An 18,919-nucleotide genomic window follows, 5' to 3' on the forward strand; every position below is an offset into this window, starting at 1 on the left:
CCGACTATATCCGCCTTTAAAGCGATGGCTCTTCGGATTGCTTCGCGCCCTTTTCCTTGACCATCAGCTTGTCGATATAGGCGAGGAACAGCGCTGAGAAGACAAAGGCGAGATGAATGATCGTGAAGAACGTCAATTGTTCGGTGCTGAATTGCGTGAGGTTCAAAAAGACCTGCAGCAGATGGATCGATGAAATGGCTACAATCGTCGACGCGACCTTGATCTTGAGCGATCCCGCATCGATGGTCCCGAGCCAGTGAACCTCGTCGGCTTTATCAAAGCGGCTGACGAAATTCTCATAGCCTGAAATAATGACCATGACGACGAGACTGGCGACGAGGGCAGCATCGATCAGGCTGAGCATTTTAAGTATCGTGTCCGTTTCATTGAGAATCGTGACCTTGGCGACGAAATCAACGAGCTTCCCCGCAAAGGAGAAGGCGTAGATTGCCAGTGCGACGGCCAGTCCAAGATAGAAAACCACAAGGAGCCAGCGCGAGGCGAGGATGATGTTTTCGATAAATATTTCGATATGTTTCATAAGGCGGGGTCCGGTTGCGTAAACTGGGCTCTGGGCATGAACGCAACATATAGTGATAAAAAACCCGGACCAAAAGTCCGGGTTTTTCATTATCTGGATTGATCTGCCACTATTGGTTGCTGGCCACGGGGGTAACAAGTGGAGTTATGCGCCGTATGGCAACGCGGCGGTTCTGCTGTTCCGGAGTATCCGACTTGATCTTCAAGTAACGCTCGCCGTAGCCCTGGGTGGCCATATTTTCCGGCGGAATGTCGAACACGTTGGTCAGGGCCTGGGCAACCGACTCGGCGCGCTTGTCCGACAGGACGAGATTTGCCTGATCCGAGCCAACAGCGTCCGTATGACCCTCGATCAGGAAGGTTTCCGCGGGGTTCTTCTTCAGGACCTGTGCCATGGCCTTGGCGACGCTTTCGATGCGTTCGATCTGGTCCTCGCCGATTTCCGCCGAACCGAACTGGAATGTGATCGTATCGAGATCGACACGGCGCACCTTGTCGCGGATCCGGGCTGAGCGTTTGACTTCGTCAATCGAATAGATGCGTTCAACCCGTTCCACCGGTGGCTGGGCGAAAAACGCGTAAACGTCCTCTTCAGGGGCTTCCTCGGCGTCATCCAGAATATATTCGCGAACCGGAATCGTCAGACGGAGCGGTGGCAGGTCATCGCCCGGGTCACGCCAGGCAAGGCGCTCCTCACGATCGTAATCGGGCGTGTAAGTCAGCAATATCTCGCGTCCGTCGGGCATCACTCGCGAGCGCTGGATCACGTCGCCATAGCGGTTGCGGATCGTGACAATCTGAACGCCATTTTCCCGGACGATTGTTTCGCGAGTGCGGCGTCGCGGAAGATCTTCATAATAGACCTCCTGCGCATCGCGCGACATGCGCGGACGATCCGAACTCTCGACAAATACGTTATTGTTGACTTCTACAATTGCCCGGTTGTCGAACTGCTTGATCAGTTGAACGTCGCGAGGCCGTTCGTCACGCGGACGTTGCTTGATGCGGGTACCCTTTTCGACCAGAACCGGCTCGATCTTGATGGGGGCGAGCGTCTGTTGGACGTCGGCATCAGAACTTGGCTGTGGTGCGGCCGCAACTGCCGGCTTCTGGGGCTGTTGCTGTTGATCCGCCGGAACTTGCGCTGCTTGTCCGTTCGTTTCGCCCTTGCCACTCCCGTTAGCGGCAGGCTTGGCACTATCGAGGACGGGTGCTGCGTTTGCCGGAAGGGGCGAGGCTTCCTGTTGGCCGGGCTCGGCTGGAGTGCTGGGTACAACCGGAGTTGCCGCTGTGCCTGTGGGAGCAGGTTGACCGGTTGATGGATCAATTGGTGGTGTTGCTGGTTCGGCCTCCTGCGTCTGGTCGCTCGCAGGTTGCTCTGCCGTTGCGGGAGTTTCTGATTTCGGCTGAGTGGCCGTCTGCTTGGTGGCCTCATCCGCTGCTTTCTTGGCTTCCTCGGCAGCCTTGTCCGATTGCTTATCGGCTGCCTTCTGGGCGCCGTCGGCCTTCTTGCGAGCCTCTTCTTCCGCTGCCTTTTGAGCCTCAGCGGCCTTTGCGGCCTCCTGCTCGGCTGCTTGCTTCGCTTTTTCAGTTTCCTTGGCAGTTTCCTGCTCGGCTGCCTTGGCTGCCTTGGCGTCAGCTTCAGCCTTCTTGCGAACCTCCTCCTCGACAGCCTTCTGTTGTTCAGCGGCCTTGTTCGCCTCGGCCTCTGCTGCACGCTTGGCTTTTTCAGCCTCCTGCGCGGCTTCCTTTTCTGCGGCCTTGGCCGCCTTGGCCTCCTCGGCAGCCTTGCGCTTTGCTTCCTCTTCTACGGCCTGCTGCTGCTCGGCCGCCTTATCGGCCTCGGCCTGGGCAGCGCGTTGCGCTTCCTCCGCTTTCTGAGCAGCCTGTGCCTCGGAAGCTTTCGCCGCTTCCTCAGTCTGCTGCTTTGCCTGTTCTTCGGCCTGCTGCTGCGCCTTGGCAGCGGCCTCTGCCTCTTCAGCCGCTTGCTTTTGGGCATCCTCGGCCTGTTGTGCCGCCTTCCGCTTCAATTCTTCGGCTGCCGGATCCTCCTGCGGCGCTGGCTCCTCAACTTGCGCCAGCATGAGCGGCGGCACGTTCGAATTGGAGGAGATAAACGGCCGGTTTAGCGGGGGTTGTTCTGCCATCGCCAATGGCGAAGAAAAGAGAATTGCCGTCGAAGCAAAAAAGAGCGCTGTCCGTTTCATTTTCATCCCTGTCTCGCGTTCCTTCTTAGTTTGAAACACGTCAAATGTTCGCGATCGCACCTTGGTTCCGCTCTGTGGCAGCGGCTCGTCCGTTGCGATCATCAATGCAGTTGCATTGCCGCTGGCAATGTGTCCGGCCGCGACATTGGCCGAATCCGATATCGTCAGGATTGCAGCCGCCGCCTGTATGTCGTGTGAAGACATCATTCATCCTGCGTTCATGTTCAGGAACGGTTCGGCGCTATGGACGTCAGTGCTCATGCGATGTATTTGAGCGCATGCCAACCGAACCATTCTGGAAAACCAAGACCCTCGACGAACTGAGCCGCTCCGAGTGGGAAAGCCTGTGCGATGGCTGTGGTCGCTGCTGTCTGCACAAGCTGGAAGACGAAGACACGGAAGAGATCTATTTCACTACGGTTGCCTGCACCCTGCTGGATGCCGGAACATGTCAGTGTTCGGATTATACGCACAGGAAGAAGAAGGTGCCGGACTGCGTTTTCTTGACTCCAGAGATTGTGCGCACCGTTGACTGGTTGCCGGATACCTGTGGCTATCGGCTGATCGACGAGGGGAGGGATCTTTACTGGTGGCATCCGCTCGTATCGGGGAGTCCGGAGACCGTGCACGAGGCTGGTATCTCCGTGCGCGGCAAGGTCACTGCTTTTGACCACGATCTCTCGACCGACGAAGAGTATTTCGAACATATGATGCAGGCCGAATTGCCATCGCTGAACCGCGGGTGAACGGAGTGTTGAGCGTTCATTCAGCCACCATATGAAAGAAAGGGCGTGTCCGGATTTCAGAATGTCTGAATCCCAAAAGGAGAACGCCCATGGCTAGTCTTTCATTGAAGTTGCTGGCAGTCGGTGCTGCGATCAGCATCGGTGCCATTCTCGGCGCAAAAACGTCGAATGCCGCGCCGGTCGCTGCTGCTGCGCCGATGGCCATTGAACTTGGCAGCGCCGCCTCACCGCTTGCGCAGGTTGACTATCGTTACTACCGCCCACATTACCACCCCGCTGCCTGCACGCCACGTCAGGCCGCCCATAAGGCCAGCCGCATGGGCATTCGCAATCAACATGTGGTTGTGAACCGCAACGTCGTCCGGGTTGCCGGATGGAAGCGTGGCTTGCGCACGATCGCAGTTTTTGCGCGCGCACCCGGCTGCCCGTTCATTCGATAAGCGGAACACAAAACAAAAAAGGGTGCCGCACGGCACCCTTTTTCAACCTCCGTGGCTGGATCAGTTCTTCAGCTCGAAAGTCATGTTGATGTTTACGTTGTAGGTGTTCTCGCCAGCGGCAACTGGTACCGAATCGGCCGGAGCTGCCGCCATCATCTTCGCCTGGCCCATGGGCATTGGGCGAGGGCTGAAGGATTGTTCGCTGATCTCGATGACATTTCCAAGGCCAACGCCGGCAGCTTCGGTCAAGGTCTTTGCCTTGGCCAATGCATTGGCAACAGCCTTCTTTCGCGCTTCCTCGACAACAGCTTCGGGCTTGTCATTGGTGAAAGTGAGGTTGCCACCCTGATTGACACCAAGCGTCACGGACTGGTCGAGAATTTCACCCACCTTCTTCAAATCGCGCACGCGAACAGTCAGTGAGTTCGAAACCGCATAACCGACGATCTTTGGTGCTTGTGGTGGTTGTGTATTATCCTTGTTTTCCGGATAGACATAGCGAGGATCGATACTGAAACCAGACGTCTGCAGATCGCGCTCGGCAATGCCCGCCTTCTTCATCGCATCCAATACCTTGGTCATGGCTTCATTGTTGGCAGTCAGCGCCTCGCGCGCGGTCGGCTTCTCCTGCAACACGACCAGCGAAAGGATGGCCATGTCTGGAGCAGCTGCCGCTTCGCCTTCTCCTGTTACTGTAATGCGTGGACGCGGATCCTCCTCTGCCAATGCGGCGAATGGTACGGCCATCAATGCAGTTGTGGCGAATGCCAGGCTCAAAATTCTGGATGTCATGGATATCTCCCCAAGTGACGTGAAGCTGATGCGTCGCAGGCGAATATGGGTGGATTAGGGCAAAAGGCAAAACATTCGGAGGCGGATGTATTTTATGCATCCAAATGTTTTCACGTGCGTTTCTTCTTCGACGAAAGGATTGCACAATGTCAGGCAAAACTGTGAAGAACGTCAAGATCAAGCCGGTTGAGGTTTCGACAGCACCGATAGACAAGCGGGATTGGGAGGAATTTACGGAAGAGGAGACCATCGCCGATGACGAACTCGCCATTCGCGGCGAGCGACAGGTCGAATCAGAAGACGCCGGAGACCTTTCGGAAGACGACGACGATAATCCATACCAGAACAGTGATGATGCCTTGCCCGACGACGAGGAAGAGCAGGAGATTGGGCGCGACCCGGAACGGGCAGGGCGGCGCTTCAACGACTAGGCTTGTCGTCGGTTGCTACGCAGCACTGGCCGCGCGAAGCCAATAAAGGACATCCTTCCAGTTGGAAAACACTGCTGTGGCGCCCTTGTCCAGAAGCCTTTGGGCATGGTCCTCGTCGGTGTGAGCGCCGCCGGTAAAGCCGATGGCATTCATACCTGCGGCGATGGCCCCTTGTATGCCGAACGGCGAATCTTCAATCACGACACATTTGCCAGGATCTGATTCCATTGCCTTTGCAGCGTGCAGGAAAAGATCTGGCGCGGGCTTGCCGCGCTTTACCATCGACGAGCTGAAGATCGAATTTCCGAAGTAGCCATGGAGCCCTGTCGTATCCAGACTAAAGCAGATACGCTCCAGCGAAGATGACGAAGCCACGCAGCGGGGCGTGTCAAGCTCTTCGAGGAGCCATTTGATGCCGGGCGTTGGCTGCAGCGATTGACTGAAGAGGCGTTTCGTTTCCGGCCACAACCCCGTTTCCGCGGCCTCGGATAGTTCGTGGCCGGTAAGTTCGGCAACGCGGTTGACGATGTCCGACTGCTTCAAGCCAACGCATTTCGCTATGGTTCCTTCAGGCAGCGTCATCCCCTGATCAGCATAGACATTGTGATACGCAAGCGCCGCCAGCGGTTCGCTATCTACCAGCACGCCGTCACAATCAAAAATCAGAAGCTCAAATCGACCTTGTGGCATTTTCGTGCTCGTCATTGTCCGTTTTACCTCGTCATCGATCGTTTCGTTTCTGCTCTTATAATGCACATAGGTCTTGACTAAAATACAAATGTTCAATATTCGATGAATGAAATTGGACGGCTTCGAAAACGCTCAAGAGGCCGCGGAGGAGACGATATGGCTACGAATGTTGCACTGACGGGGCTGGCGCGTGACATGCAGGCGCGGGCGGAGACGGGCCGTCCGATCCGCATCGGGCTGATCGGCTCGGGCGAGATGGGCACGGATATCGTCACGCGGGTGGCGCATATGCCCGGCATCGAAATCGGGGCGATCTCGGAGCTGAAGCTGCCGAATGCGGTAAAAGCGGTCGACATCGCCTATCAGGCGCCGGGTCATGCCCGCGAGGTCTCGAATGCCGGCGCTTTGAGCGCGGCGATGGAGGCCGGCAAGATCGCCGTCACCGACGATGCCAACCTCATCCTCGAAAACGGCCTTATCGATGTGGTCATCGATGCGACCGGGGTTCCGGCAGTTGGGGCGGAGATCGGCCTGAAAGCGATGGAGCACGGCAAGCACCTGGTCATGATGAACGTGGAAGCGGACGTGACGATCGGCGCCTATCTGAAGAGCGAGGCCGACCGGCTCGGGGTCACCTATTCGCTCGGGGCCGGCGACGAGCCATCCTCGTGCATGGAACTGATCGAGTTCGTCTCGGCGATGGGCCATCCGATCGTCGCTGCCGGCAAGGGCAAGAACAATCCGCTCAACATCGATGCCATTCCCGACGACTATGAAGAGGAAGCGGCGCGCCGCCACATGAATGTGCGCATGCTGGTCGAGTTCGTCGACGGCTCCAAGACCATGGTGGAGATGGCGGCGATCGCCAATGCCACCGGGCTCGTGCCGGACAAGCCGGGCATGCATGGCCCGGCGGCCACGCTCGACCAGCTGTCGACAACGCTGATCCCGGAAAAGGATGGCGGGGTGCTCTCAAGGGTGGGCGTCGTCGACTATTCGATCGGCAAGGGCGTGGCGCCCGGCGTCTTCGTCGTTGCCGACATGTCGCATCCGCGCATCTCCGAGCGCATGGAAGACCTGAAGATGGGCAAGGGTCCGTACTTCACCTTCCACCGGCCCTACCACCTGACCTCGCTGGAGGTACCGCTGACCTGCGCCCGGGTCGTGCTTTACGGCAAGGCCGACATGGTGCCGCTGGCAAAGCCCGTGGCCGAGGTCTGTGCGGTGGCCAAGAAGGATCTGAAGCCTGGTGAGCGGCTCGATGCCATCGGCGAATATTGCTACCGCGCCTTCATCATGACGGCGGGGCAAGCGCGCGAAGCCGGCGCCATCCCCTGCGGGCTGTTGCAGGGCGGCACGGTTACTGCCGCGATCAAGAAGGGCGAACTCATCACCAGCGCCAATGCCACCCCCGCCGCCGGCTCCAGGATCGTCGAACTTCGAGCCCGCCAGGACAGGCTGGTCTACGGCGCCTGAAGGGGCACGCATCCATACCACGACACGGCAAACCAGACAGGGAGAGCCAGCATGGCTTCCGCAAGTACTTCAAATGCCAAGTTAAAGGATGGCAGCAATTTGCCTTTCGCCTTCCGGCATTACCCGCCGGAACAGCTGAAGGATGCATTGCGCAAGATGTACCTCATCCGCAGGTTTGAAGAGGGAGCGGAAGAATCCTACACGCGCGGGCTCATTCACGGCACGATGCATCTTTCGATTGGCCAGGAAGCGAGCGCCGTCGGCATTTCCCTGCCATTGGCCGAAAACGACATGATCACCTCAACCCATCGTGGTCACGGCCATTGTATTGCCAAGGGTGCTGAAGTTTCGAAGATGTTTGCAGAGTTCTTCGGCAAGGAGACGGGCTATTGCAAGGGGCGCGGTGGTTCGATGCATATCGCCGATGTCTCCAAGGGCAACCTTGGGGCCAATGGTATTGTCGGTGGCGGCATACCCATCGCCGTCGGTGCGGCGCTTTCGGCCAAGAAGCAGAAAAATGGCAAGGTAGTCGTGTCCTATTTCGGCGACGGGGCCAATAATGAAGGTGCCTTCCATGAGGCCCTCAACATGGCGTCCGTCTGGAAACTTCCGGTGATTTTTGTTTGCGAGAACAATGGCTACGGCATGTCTACTTCAACCAAACGATCAACCGCCGTGGCGAATATCGCCGAGCGGGCGGGGGCGTACAACATGCCGGGCGTCATCGTGGACGGGAACAATCTGTCGGACGTTGCCGAAGCCTCGCACGAGGCCGTTGAGCGCGCACGCCGAGGTGAAGGTCCGACGCTGATCGAGTGCAAGACTTACCGGCATCGCGGCCATTCCAAGAGCGATCGCAATCGCTACCGGACCAAGGAGGAGATCGAGGATTGGATCGCCAATCGTGATCCTATCCTCCTGTTCGAAGACCAGCTGAAGGAGCTAGGCTTCGTCAGCGATGCTGACATCGATGCCATTCGCACAGATGCGGAAAACGAGATTGCCGCGGCTATTGAATTCGCCAAGAACAGCCCATCGCCTGACCTGAGCAATTTGACGCGTGACGTTTACACGGACCGAACATGAACGAGATCATCCGCGAACTGAGCTATTCACAGGCTATCCAGGAAGCCATGGCGATTGCCATGGAGGCTGACGATCGCGTGTTCCTGATGGGTGAGGACATCGGAGTTTATGGCGGTGCATTCCAGGTGACTGGAGATCTGGTGCATCGTTTCGGTGAAGACCGGGTGATGGACACTCCCATTTCCGAACTCGGTGGTGCCGGTGTTGCTGTCGGTGCCGCTCTGACGGGTATGCGGCCGATCTTCGAGTTCCAGTTCTCCGATTTCGCGGCGCTGGCGATGGAGCAGATCGTCAACCAGGCTGCGAAAATCCGCTACATGCTGGGCGGCGCGGTTTCGGTGCCGCTGGTCATGCGGTTTCCGGCGGGCTCCGGTACTGGTGCGGCCGCGCAGCACAGCCAAAGCCTTGAAGCCTGGTTCGGCCACGTGCCCGGATTGAAGGTCATCCAGCCATCGACGCCCTATGATGCCAAGGGCATGCTGCTTGCCGCCATTGAAGATCCGGATCCCGTGATGATCTTCGAGCATAAGTTGCTCTATAAGATGAAGGGCCCCGTTCCTGAGGGATACTATAAAGTGCCTATCGGCAAGGCGGCCGTCGTTCGAGAAGGCACTGATCTGACAATCGTGGCCTCCGCGATCATGGTGCACAAGGCGCTCGAAGCGGCGCAGGAGCTCGCCAAAGAAGGGATCAACATCGAGGTTGTCGACCTGCGGACTGTGCGCCCGATGGACAAGGAAACGATTATCGCCAGCGTCAAGAAGACGTCGAAGTTGATGTGCGTCTACGAGGGCGTAAAGACGCTGGGCGTGGGTGCGGAGGTCAGCGCCATGATCGCCGAAAGCGAGGCCTTTGACTATCTCGACGCACCCATTGTCCGGCTTGGTGGTGCAGAAACGCCAATTCCCTACAATCCTGAGCTCGAGAAGGCCACGGTCCCGCAAGTGCCGGGCATTCTCAAAAGCGCTCGTGATCTCGTCAAAGGGGTTCGTTAGGCCATGCCCGTCGAAGTCATCTTGCCAAAGGTCGACATGGATATGGAAAGCGGCCAGATCTCGCGCTGGTACGCCAAGGACGGTGACAATGTTTCCAAGGGCCAGTTGCTTTTCGAGATTGAGACCGACAAGGCGGCCATGGAAGTGGACGCGCCGGCCTCGGGCATTTTGCGCGATGTTAAGGCCGAGGAGGGGGCTACTGTTCCGGTCGGACAGGCCGTCGCCTGGATCTATGCCGAAGGTGAGGCCTACGGTAGGGTCGCATCATCAGAGACCAAGCCCGAACAGGCAGTCGCCGTCGACGAAGCGAAACCTGTGCCCGGTCAGGTCGGGGAGACACTGGCAACGACAACTCCCAAGAGTGATAATGGTGTCCGCGCGACGCCGCTGGCGCGCCGCATCGCCCGTGAAGCTGGTATTGACCTGGCTTCTCTTCGAGGCTCCGGCCCTAAGGGGCGTATTCAGAAGAAGGATGTCGAGGCGAATGTCTCCAAGCCATCTACGCTGCCGGTGACCTCGGCGATCCATATTGCAGATGCTCGGCTGCACTCTGTCTGGTTGCGCGAGGGCAAAGGTTCAGGTCGCATACCGCTCGTACTGATTCATGGTTTTGGCTCGGATCTTAACAGCTGGCGACCGATGCTGGGCGCAGGACAGGTCGACAGTCCTGTGCTTGCCATTGACCTGCCGGGGCACGGCGGTTCGACGCGCGACGTTCCGGACGATCTTGACGCAATCGCTGGTCTGGTTGAACAAACCATAATTGCCAATCATGCCGGCCCAGTCATGCTGGTCGGACACTCTTTCGGTAGTGCGATCGCGGCAATGGTTGCGGCACGCACGAATGTCGATGTTCGTGCACTAGCCCTGATCGCGCCTGCCGGGCTTGGTCCGGAAATCAACGGCGCCTTTCTCTCAGGCTTTGTGCGCGCCCGCACCGAAGCGAGTCTTGTGGCCTGGATGAAACAGCTGGTGCAGGATGACGGCCTGCTGACGAAATCGTTCGTCAAAGCAACCCTTGCGCAATCGCAGGATGTGGCTCTGCGTGACGCGCAGCAAATCACAGCCGATCGGTTCTTCGCGGATGGCACGCAAACCTTTGATATCCGGCCAAGCTTGGGCACTCTGGCAATTCCAGTGCGTGTCATTTTCGGTGCTGCCGACCGTGTCATTCCGGCAGCCCACGCAGGGCGCCTGCCTGGCGAGGTTGCGGTGCATGTCTTTGCCAATACAGGTCACATGCCACAACTTGAGCAGCGTGAGAAAGTTATCAGGATTCTCGGCGAGATGATCCGGTCGGTAGCCTAGCGCTTGCCGATTTTGAGGGAATCATTGTCCGCTGGATGGCGCTACGGGCAGACGCCAGATTGGGCATGATCCAATTGGGCTCGGCGCCAAGAAACTTGTCGAGAAATGCGATCGCGTAACCGGGCATTTCCTGGACATTCTCGCGGTAGGACCACCACGTTCGAAGGTCATTGGCACAGGCATCAATTTCGGGCGCAGTGCCGAATTCCTGTTCGCAAATCGCGGCGATCGCGCCGACGCAATAATTGGTATAGAGGAAACCCTCAGGCCAGAAGGCTATGATTTCCTGCATTCTTGAGGATTTGGGATCCCCCGACTTGGGCGCGCTCCGCAGCGTCGCCGGCGCTTCTGTTATCAATTCCTTGAGCACAAGCCCGGCAGCGAAAATGATGAAATCTTTTCTGTCAAAACGGGCGTAGGATTTTTGCTTTTCGACCGTCTCGATCCAGTTAAGAAAAGCCCTCGTCAGCTTGGTTTCATCGATAGCGAAATGATAGCCGTAATGATCCGCTATCAGCGCGGCATTCTTGCGAAAAGCCATGCGAAACCAACGGAGTTGGCGCAATCGATGTCTCAAGTCCGGCATGTGAACCAATTCGTCGCTGAATAGAAAATCCATGCCTTCTCACTCTCGTTTCAGTATATGACTTCATACGCCTTAGCGCATCATAAGCCAAGTTTGCACTGTGTCGAGAAATCATACATATTGACATTGAAGAAAACAAATGTTCTATATTTTTTCGCTCGATCATGGCATATGTTGGCTTTCGGGCGTTGGGAGGATGAGACATGGCAATGTGGCAATGGGGATTGCTTGCCCTTGGTTTTTTGTGGGCGCTGCAATCGCTGGGTGTCTGGTACCAGATGCGCCACTACAGCGACGTCCTGAAGGGTATCACTTCCAAGTATACTGATGGTTTCGTCGGCGCGGGCAATGTTCGGGGCCGCCTTGGCAAGGGCGTGATCGTTGTGATCGTTGTCACGCCGGATCTTATCATTCAGCGTTTTCTGGTCATGAGTGGCCGGTCAGTCTTTGCAAAATTCAAGCGGCGCACGGAGCTCGAAGGCATTTCGCTCAACGCGCTGCGTGCGGATCCGGTCATGACCGGTGTGGAGGAGCCAGCATTGGCCAAGGCGGCCGAGCGGGCGATCGAACTAATAGACAAGGCCAGGGCAGAGCCCAACAAACCAGGTCTATCGGGAATAAAGACAGTCAATGCATAGGGACGGCCGTTCGTAAGGGGGGGTCGATTTGGAGGAGGGAACATGTCAATTCTAACAATGCTGGCTCAGCACGCTGACATCGCCGCGCACCATATTTCGGTGGCCGGATCGATGGTCTCGGATGCTGCGCTTCATGGAAAGCACGCAATCGATCACGCGGGCAACGATCTGGTCGTTCTCGCCCAGTCAACCGGCGATATAACCGTTGAAGAATTCAAGGACAGGTTGAAGAACGTCCAGCAGGAAGAACAGCTTGGCTGGCTGACCAGCATGGGCAAATATTTTATCGGCATCTTCCAAAAGGGTGGTGAGGTCTTTGCCGGTTTCGTTACGGGGATCATTCCAACACTCGTGGTGCTGATGACGGCTTTCTATGCCTTGACGGAACTCGTCGGCGAAGAACGCGTGCACGGCATCGCCCGCGGCGCAGGGCGGATCGCTCTGACGCGCTATACAGTCCTGCCTGTGCTCGCAGTGTTCTTCCTGACCAATCCGATGGCCTATACCTTCGGATCGTTCCTCGAGGAAAAGTACAAGCCGGCCTTCTACGATGCGGCCGTTTCCTATGTCCACCCGCCGCTCGGCCTGTTTCCGCACATCAATCCCGGCGAATATTTCGTCTGGGGCGGTATTCTTGTCGCGCTTCTCGAACTCGAGAAAAAAGGCGTTGTTCCCGCCGGCTATCACATCAACGTCGCCATCTGGTATGCGCTCGTTGGTCTGGTCGTCATCCTCCTCAAAGGCATGCTGACCGAGCGCATTACTGCCATCATGGCGCGCCGTCAGGGTGTCGAGCTTTAATTCGGTTTGGGGAGCAGCAACAATGTCAAAGACCTACAAAGCAGTTAAAATCTCTAGGGGATCGAATGGCTGGGGCGGCCCGCTTGTCGTGCAGCTTACACCACAGCGCAACAAGGTGGTTTCCGTCACCGGTGGCGGGATACATCCTGTTGCGCGTCGCATCGCCGAACTCACTGGCGGAGAGGCCGTGGATGGTTTCAAGGCACCTCCGGTCGAAGGTGAAATGGGTGTCGTTGTCGTCGATTGCGGCGGTACGGCCCGTTGCGGCGTCTATCCGCGCAAGCGCATTCCAACCGTCAACCTGACACCAGTCGGCCAGGCAGGTCCGCTCGCGCAGTTCATCACCGAGGATATCTATGTCTCGGGTGTGAAGGAATCCAACATCGAACTTGCTGATGGATCGCAGCCCGCTGCCGTTGCAGGCGCAGCCTCTCCGCCCACGCCGGCCGAACTCGCCGCATCAATGTCCAGCCGTACCTCGGCTGCGTCGGATAGCAGTGAGGGTGGGCTCATTGGTCTGATCAGTTCGGTCGGCCGTGTCATGGGCCGCGTCGTCGGCATTTTCTTCAATGCCGGCCGCCGCACCATCGATCAGGTCGTCCGCAACGTGCTGCCTTTCATGGCGTTCGTGACAATGCTCATCGGCTTCATCCTTTATACCGGGATTGGCGATGTGCTCGCCCAGCCAATGGGTCCTCTTGCGAACAACATCGTCGGCTTGCTGATTATTTCTGCGATTTGCGGTCTGCCATTCCTGTCCCCCATATTGGGACCGGGCGCTGTCATTGCACAGGTCATCGGTGTCGCGATCATTGGTCCGCAAATCGCCAATGGCACGATTTCGCCTGCGATGGCCCTTCCGGCGCTGTTTGCCTATAATACCCAGGTGGGTTGCGACTTCGTTCCGGTTGGTCTCGCGCTTGGTGAAGCCAAGCCAAAAACCATTGAGATTGGCGTTCCGGCAGTATTGATCAGCCGCCAGATCATGGGACCGGTCTCCGTGCTGATTGCCTGGGTCGTTAGCCTGATCGTATTTTGATTGACGCAACAAGAGAAAGAGGTTCGCCACCATGTCAGTGCTGTTGAAAACACGGGTAACAGCCGTCGGGCCTGAAGTGGCGGACCTCGCAGAAGGAGGCGTGGTCATCCTTTTCGCCGATGGTGCGCCGCCCGAACTTGCGGAAGTTTCGATCCTTCACCAGATCGAAAACGAACCTTCCGATACACCGCCGCCGTTGGGCTCGGTGATCCAGATCGGTGACGTGTCGGCAAGGATTACCGGTATCGGCGAATATGCGTGGCAGAAAGTCAAGGAGATCGGACACGTGGTCATCACGTTCAACGGCTCGGAACAGGTTGAACGGCCTGGTGAGATTTGTGCTTCGCAGATCGATGCCGAGGAACTCGTGTCAGCCCTTAAGGTAGGTACGACGATCACCATCGGGTGATTGTGTGGCCAATACACTGTGAACCAAAGAGAGAACTGATGGAACGCTCGACCATTGTGCGAGTGCATGACGGATTGCATGCACGGCCAGCCACCCGATTTGTCAAACTCGCCAAGAGTTTCGAATCGAATATCGAGCTTGTGAAGGCGGATAAGTCTGTCAGCGCGAAGAGTTCGGTCAAGTTGATGCTACTCGGCGTCAAGGAGAATGATGAAATCACGGTTCGTGCAACGGGCGCCGATGCGATTGAGGCTATAGAAGCACTGATCGGATACCTCGAAAACCCTGGTTCCGGATTACATGCAGATGAAAGCGCGGAAGCGGCAACGTCGGTCGCGATCACCGTTACGGACGCAAGAGTGAGTACCGCAGGCGTCGATGCTGCCGGAAAGCTGAAGGGAGTAGCGGCGAGCGAAGGTGTAGCGATGGGGCCTGCGTTCGGCTTCTTTCCGGCCGAAATCAAACATGAAAACCGGCTCCTCAACGCCGAAGAGGTACCTGCTGAACGCGCGCGACTGAACCGAGCCCTCGCGACCGTGCAACAGCGGATGGACAAATCCCTTGAAGAAGAGAGCCTGGCAGAAAGCGATCGCGGCATCATTGCAGCGCTTAAGGATATTGCATGCGACGACGAACTGACCGGTGCCATCAACGCACTGGTCGAAGGTGGTATCGACTCGGTGTCAGCGGTGATCGGAGCGACATCGAGGATTGCCGCCGACTTCGCTTCGATGGATGACCCTTATCTTAATGCACGTGCCGATGACGTGAACGCCGTCGGCCGTCAGATTTGCCTCGCCCTGCTGGGGCAGGATGATGCCAATCTCGATGCCATTCCGGCCGGTGCCATTCTGATTGCTGAGGATATTGGGGCCTGGGATCTGGCTCGTGCGCCGCTGAAACGCATTGCCGGTGTCATTTGCGGTCATGGCGGTGCCACCTCACACGTTGCCATCATTGCCCGCGCGCATGGTATTCCTGCTGTTCTTGGGCTGGGCGGTTCGGTGCGGGAATTGCAGCATGTAAAATATGTTGCGGTTGATGGTCATAGCGGAGATGTATTTCCCGAGCCGGACGAGGCCACCACCGATCGGTTCCACGAGCAGATTGGCAAGGCGGAAACCGATAGGCAAGCGCTCAAGGTCTACAAGGACGTAGTTCCCAAGCGTGCTGATGGCATGGTGATTGAAATTGCCGCCAACCTGGGATCTCTGGAAGAAATCGAAGCTGCACAGGACGCTGGTGCCATGGGCGTTGGCCTGTTTCGCACCGAACTCCTGTTCATGCGGCACATTCACCTTCCTTCGGAAGATCTGCAGGTAGAGACCTATGCCACGCTATCGAAGGCCTTTGCACCCTATCCTGTCATTATCCGAACACTTGACATCGGTGGTGACAAGCCGATTTCCGGCATCGATTTTCCCGCCGAAGAAAATCCGTTCCTTGGCTGGCGCGGCATCCGCATGTGCCTTGATCGCCCCGATGTTTTCAAGCCGCAGCTTCGTGCGCTGCTGCGCGCGGCGATACATGGCAACATCAAGGTGATGTTGCCGATGGTTTCTGATCTCGCTGAAGTTCGTGCTGCCCGCTTGCTCATCGCGGAGTGCACGGAGGAACTGGAAAGGGAGGGCACGCCCTATGCCAATTTTGATCTTGGCGTTATGGTCGAGACGCCAGCAGCGGTCATGATCGCACCATTGCTTGCCCGGGAAGTCGCGTTCTTTTCGATTGGTACCAACGATCTGACCCAATACATCATGGCTGCCGACCGCCTCAATCCGGCGGTCGCAAAACTGAACGATGTGACGCACCCGGCTGTCATGGCCGCCATTGAACTGACGGCCAAGGCTGGTGTCGAAGCCGGCATCATGGTCGGCATGTGCGGTGAAGCCGCAGGGCGCCCAGATCTGATACCGGCATTTGTCAGGATGGGCATCACTGAACTCAGCATGAGTCCCTCATCAATCCAGCGTGCGAAGAAGTGCGTCGTTGAACTGGAGACTGCGGCTCAGGGCAGGTGAGGGATGAGAAACGCAAAGAGATCAGACAAAGCCTGGATACGATCGGGTCCTTCGATGGTGGCGTCAAACCTGTCCTGGCGGGCTTGCAGGGCCAACAGGGCGCTTTCGACGAGCTTCTCTTCGCCAGGTTCGTGGTCCGCATAGGTCGCGAGCCCGATCGCCAGAGCGATCGATGAGAAGCAAAGGGACAAGGTAAGCTTGTCGGGCTGCCCCTCGTGGAGCGCCGGCAAGCCCCACTGTGAAGAACTGTAATGGGATTGCAATTCGCACGCCAGAATTGCCGAGACCATCGCAATATCGTTCAGCCCGCGATTGTTTATCGCGGCCTGTAACCGTGCTGCATGGCGACGGAGCATCGCTGCATGGACAGTGGAGAAAGTGGCCTCATGGATCAGCGCGTTATCATCTCCAAGCATACCCAACAAACGTTTGGTCAGATAATAAGCATCGCGCCGGAAGGGTGCTGCACCGGCGGGGAAGTAGAAATCAAGACCACGGGCCTCGATCGTTGTGTTATGCGCTGCCGGGTCCTGCGAAACCAGCGAGATCGAAATGGTTTCGGCAGTCGTCAAAGCTTTGTCGACCACCCGGGCCGCCTTGCCAAACAGGATCTCCGGCAAATTCTGGGGCGACGGTTCGACGGCCTGGCGGTTCGACCGGATCAGGTGGCGGACGTCGCGCAACCTGTCTTTCAGGCTGACGACGATCTCGTTCGAAAAGTCCCGGATCATTTTGCTGACCTTTGCTCGCAAGTGGATAAGACTTTGTATCTGTTTTTCATGGCTTGCTAAACAACAATCTGGTGGAGTGTACTGCGGATAATGCTTTGCCGTGGCACTGCCGGTGCCAATGCAAACAAATGACGATAGGGGGGATGATTGGCTGATCGACGCAAGCGAACGGGTGGTACGACGAACAGCCTCCAAAAAACACCCCTGGAGGTTGGGCAGCCTGATACGAAAATCAGCCGGATGCGTATGCGGGCCGCCTGGATGTATTATATCGAGCAGATGACCCAGAATGAGATCGCCGAGATACTTGGTGTTGGACGCGTGACCATCGTCCGCATGCTGGCGGAGGCGCGGGCCCGCAATGAGGTCAAGATCGGCATTCAGGGCTATCTTTCGGATCTCGTCGCACTGGAAAGGCAGGTCGAGCAGCGGTTCGGCCTCGACAAGGTCATCGTCGCGCCGCTGTCCCATCCGGATAATGATCCAATACCGTCGATCGCGGCGGCCACTGGCGACTATCTCTCCAGCGTGGTGAGCAATGGAATGCGCGTCGGCGTTGGCTGGGGGCGGACCTTGCTCAACACATTATCATACCTTGAGGCACGGGCACTTGAGGATTTTACCGTCATTTCTCTATTGGGAGGCATCAGCCAGCCGCGCCGGTTCAATCCAGCGGAATTTGCCTGGCAGTTTGCCCAGTTGTTCCAGGGCGACGGCTACCTCATTCCTGCGCCCGCCATGGTCGACAGTATCGAGACCAAGACTGCACTCATTGAGCGCTGCGGTCTGAAAAGCGTGTTTGAAATGGCCGAAGACCTCGATCTCGTCCTTCTCAGTGTCGGCGCAATCGAGACTGCATCAAGTACGCCCTATCATATAGGCTTCCTCAATGCGGGGCATCAAGCCTCCCTTGCAGAACGCGGCGCGGTCGGAGACCTTCTGTTTCATTTCTATAACAAGCAGGGCCAACTGGTCGACCATCCCATCCACGATCTGGTCATGTCCGTCGGCATCGACACGGTCCAGCGGGTACCGGCGCGGGTACTGACGTCGGGGGGCAAGGAAAAGATCAGGGCGCTTTATGGTGCGATGGCGCTCGTCCGCCCCACCGTTTTCATCACCGATGAGGAAAGCGCGCGGCGCTTGCTTGTTCTGGCCGAACAGGAGGGTGGCTGAGCTTTCCCAGCGTTTTGTGGTTTTCGGTAGAAAATCAGAACAAGATGGCAAAGGAGGCAAAGTCAGGGATTGCATTCGCGATTTTTCCCGCTATTGATCGCGGGCAGATTCACATCGTAGACCGATGTGCATCTGATTTCAGGTGGGGCCTGTAGCTCAATTGGTTAGAGCCGGCGGCTCATAACCGCTTGGTTGGGGGTTCGAGTCCCTCCGGGCCCACCAAAATCCTTTGTTTTTTTCAATTGGTTAGATACGCAGTTGACCCATTATCTGGCAAATCGGGTCAGCCTATGCGAGCGGACCCAGCCCGTCATATTCACCACCAATCCGCAATGGTATGGTAGGTTAGGGTTGATGGTTCCCCCACCGCTTGAACAAGGAGACAGCTGATGACAACGCTAGAACTTGCCAAGGATTTCACAAACATTCTGAGGACCGGCGATCACGAAGGCGCGGCGGCAAAATACAATTCCGACTCCATCGCAAGCTATGAAGCCATGGAAGGTCCGATGGCAGTTTGCCGCGGAAAAGAGGAAGTCAGGGCCAAGGGTGACTGGTGGCAAGCGAACCACGAGGTGCATGGCGCTTCTGTGGAGGGTCCATACGTTAATGGAGAGCAGTTTGTTGTGCGCTTCACCATGGATGTAACGCCAAAGGCAACCGGCCAACGCATCACCATGGATGAAGTCGGGATCTATACCGTCCAAGACGGGAAGATTGTCGAGGAGCGTTTCTACTATCTGGAAACCTGAGGGCTGTTATATGTGCCCGGCACATGGATCGCGTTGGACCACGTGATCCATCGAC

The 18,919-nt window shown here is 57.2% G+C and carries 20 protein-coding genes and 1 tRNA gene; 15 read left to right on the forward strand and 6 right to left on the reverse strand.

The window, feature by feature from the left end; genetic code table 11:
* Positions 1–16 precede the first annotated feature (16 nt).
* Both K9U38_RS18415 and K9U38_RS18420 read right to left on the reverse strand, forming a co-directional pair.
* Positions 17–541, reverse strand: coding sequence for a TIGR00645 family protein (locus K9U38_RS18415; protein WP_224495812.1), 525 nt, complete (start codon positions 539–541; stop codon positions 17–19).
* Positions 542–650: 109 nt separating this feature from the next.
* Positions 651–2,951, reverse strand: coding sequence for an OmpA family protein (locus K9U38_RS18420; protein ID WP_224495813.1), 2,301 nt, complete (start codon positions 2,949–2,951; stop codon positions 651–653).
* Positions 2,952–3,025: 74 nt separating this feature from the next.
* Here K9U38_RS18420 and K9U38_RS18425 point away from each other — a divergent pair, with 74 nt between their 5' ends.
* Together K9U38_RS18425 and K9U38_RS18430 are read left to right on the forward strand one after the other, a co-directional pair.
* Positions 3,026–3,493 carry a YcgN family cysteine cluster protein gene (locus K9U38_RS18425; protein ID WP_224495814.1) on the forward strand — a complete coding sequence of 156 codons (468 nt, stop codon included), beginning with the start codon at positions 3,026–3,028 and terminating at the stop codon, positions 3,491–3,493.
* An 89-nt stretch (positions 3,494–3,582) separates the two neighbouring features.
* Positions 3,583–3,933 (forward strand): antifreeze protein, encoded by a 351-nt coding sequence (locus K9U38_RS18430; RefSeq protein ID WP_224495815.1) that lies wholly within the window; start codon positions 3,583–3,585, stop codon positions 3,931–3,933.
* 60 nt (positions 3,934–3,993) lie between these two features.
* Here the strand turns inward: K9U38_RS18430 and K9U38_RS18435 are convergent, their stop codons facing one another.
* Positions 3,994–4,725, reverse strand: a complete 732-nt coding sequence (locus tag K9U38_RS18435) for an SIMPL domain-containing protein (RefSeq protein WP_304622565.1) — start codon at positions 4,723–4,725, stop codon at positions 3,994–3,996.
* Positions 4,726–4,871: 146 nt separating this feature from the next.
* Here K9U38_RS18435 and K9U38_RS18440 point away from each other — a divergent pair, with 146 nt between their 5' ends.
* A complete protein-coding gene (locus tag K9U38_RS18440) occupies positions 4,872–5,156 on the forward strand; it encodes a hypothetical protein (protein WP_224495816.1) in 285 nt (94 codons plus the stop codon).
* A gap of 15 nt (positions 5,157–5,171) precedes the next feature.
* On the opposite strand, the gene K9U38_RS18445 is transcribed toward K9U38_RS18440, so the two are convergent.
* Positions 5,172–5,861 carry an HAD family hydrolase gene (locus K9U38_RS18445; RefSeq protein WP_224495817.1) on the reverse strand — a complete coding sequence of 230 codons (690 nt, stop codon included), beginning with the start codon at positions 5,859–5,861 and terminating at the stop codon, positions 5,172–5,174.
* Positions 5,862–6,002: 141 nt separating this feature from the next.
* Here K9U38_RS18445 and K9U38_RS18450 point away from each other — a divergent pair, with 141 nt between their 5' ends.
* From K9U38_RS18450 to K9U38_RS18465, 4 genes are read left to right on the forward strand one after another with little or no spacing between them, the layout of a single operon-like run.
* Positions 6,003–7,322 (forward strand): NAD(P)H-dependent oxidoreductase, encoded by a 1,320-nt coding sequence (locus K9U38_RS18450; RefSeq protein WP_224495818.1) that lies wholly within the window; start codon positions 6,003–6,005, stop codon positions 7,320–7,322.
* A gap of 51 nt (positions 7,323–7,373) precedes the next feature.
* A complete protein-coding gene (locus K9U38_RS18455; protein ID WP_224495819.1) occupies positions 7,374–8,408 on the forward strand; it encodes a thiamine pyrophosphate-dependent dehydrogenase E1 component subunit alpha in 1,035 nt (344 codons plus the stop codon).
* Positions 8,405–9,403 (forward strand): alpha-ketoacid dehydrogenase subunit beta, encoded by a 999-nt coding sequence (locus tag K9U38_RS18460; RefSeq protein WP_224495820.1) that lies wholly within the window; start codon positions 8,405–8,407, stop codon positions 9,401–9,403. The genes K9U38_RS18455 and K9U38_RS18460 overlap by 4 nt, the downstream gene beginning before the upstream one ends.
* 3 nt (positions 9,404–9,406) lie before the next feature.
* Positions 9,407–10,711, forward strand: a complete 1,305-nt coding sequence (locus tag K9U38_RS18465) for an acetoin dehydrogenase dihydrolipoyllysine-residue acetyltransferase subunit (RefSeq protein WP_224495821.1) — start codon at positions 9,407–9,409, stop codon at positions 10,709–10,711.
* Here K9U38_RS18465 and K9U38_RS18470 read toward each other — a convergent pair.
* On the reverse strand, positions 10,674–11,330 hold the full coding sequence (locus tag K9U38_RS18470; protein ID WP_224495822.1) for a hypothetical protein: 657 nt from the start codon (positions 11,328–11,330) through the stop codon (positions 10,674–10,676). The two genes, K9U38_RS18465 and K9U38_RS18470, sit on opposite strands and share 38 nt — an antisense overlap.
* A gap of 170 nt (positions 11,331–11,500) precedes the next feature.
* Between K9U38_RS18470 and K9U38_RS18475 the strand changes: the two genes are divergently transcribed.
* Genes K9U38_RS18475 through ptsP form a run of 5 tightly spaced genes read left to right on the forward strand, consistent with a single transcriptional unit; the run spans position 11,501 to position 16,205 of the window.
* Complete coding sequence (locus tag K9U38_RS18475; protein WP_224495823.1) at positions 11,501–11,935, forward strand: transcriptional regulator GutM; 435 nt, start codon at positions 11,501–11,503, stop codon at positions 11,933–11,935.
* A 42-nt stretch (positions 11,936–11,977) separates the two neighbouring features.
* Entirely contained in the window at positions 11,978–12,736 is a 759-nt protein-coding gene (gene srlA / locus K9U38_RS18480; protein WP_224495824.1) for a PTS glucitol/sorbitol transporter subunit IIC, read from the forward strand.
* A 22-nt stretch (positions 12,737–12,758) separates the two neighbouring features.
* Positions 12,759–13,775, forward strand: a complete 1,017-nt coding sequence (srlE, locus tag K9U38_RS18485) for a PTS glucitol/sorbitol transporter subunit IIB (RefSeq protein WP_224495825.1) — start codon at positions 12,759–12,761, stop codon at positions 13,773–13,775.
* 31 nt (positions 13,776–13,806) lie between these two features.
* Positions 13,807–14,184, forward strand: a complete 378-nt coding sequence (locus tag K9U38_RS18490; RefSeq protein WP_224495826.1) for a PTS glucitol/sorbitol transporter subunit IIA — start codon at positions 13,807–13,809, stop codon at positions 14,182–14,184.
* A gap of 38 nt (positions 14,185–14,222) precedes the next feature.
* Positions 14,223–16,205 carry a phosphoenolpyruvate--protein phosphotransferase gene (gene ptsP / locus K9U38_RS18495; RefSeq protein WP_224495827.1) on the forward strand — a complete coding sequence of 661 codons (1,983 nt, stop codon included), beginning with the start codon at positions 14,223–14,225 and terminating at the stop codon, positions 16,203–16,205.
* Here the strand turns inward: ptsP and K9U38_RS18500 are convergent.
* Positions 16,193–16,936: a hypothetical protein gene (locus K9U38_RS18500; protein ID WP_224495828.1), complete on the reverse strand. Its 744-nt coding sequence runs from the start codon at positions 16,934–16,936 to the stop codon at positions 16,193–16,195. The genes ptsP and K9U38_RS18500 overlap by 13 nt on opposite strands.
* A gap of 147 nt (positions 16,937–17,083) precedes the next feature.
* Between K9U38_RS18500 and K9U38_RS18505 the strand changes: the two genes are divergently transcribed.
* The 3 genes from K9U38_RS18505 to K9U38_RS18515 all read left to right on the forward strand — a co-directional run bounded on the left by K9U38_RS18505 (position 17,084) and on the right by K9U38_RS18515 (position 18,864).
* Positions 17,084–18,112: a sugar-binding transcriptional regulator gene (locus K9U38_RS18505; protein WP_370631991.1), complete on the forward strand. Its 1,029-nt coding sequence runs from the start codon at positions 17,084–17,086 to the stop codon at positions 18,110–18,112.
* Between the two features lie 145 nt (positions 18,113–18,257).
* Positions 18,258–18,334, forward strand: a tRNA-Ile gene (locus K9U38_RS18510).
* Positions 18,335–18,501: 167 nt separating this feature from the next.
* Positions 18,502–18,864 carry a nuclear transport factor 2 family protein gene (locus tag K9U38_RS18515; protein WP_224495829.1) on the forward strand — a complete coding sequence of 121 codons (363 nt, stop codon included), beginning with the start codon at positions 18,502–18,504 and terminating at the stop codon, positions 18,862–18,864.
* Positions 18,865–18,919 lie beyond the last annotated feature (55 nt).

The organism is Phyllobacterium lublinensis (assembly GCF_020164435.1).
GTDB lineage: Bacteria > Pseudomonadota > Alphaproteobacteria > Rhizobiales > Rhizobiaceae > Phyllobacterium > Phyllobacterium lublinensis.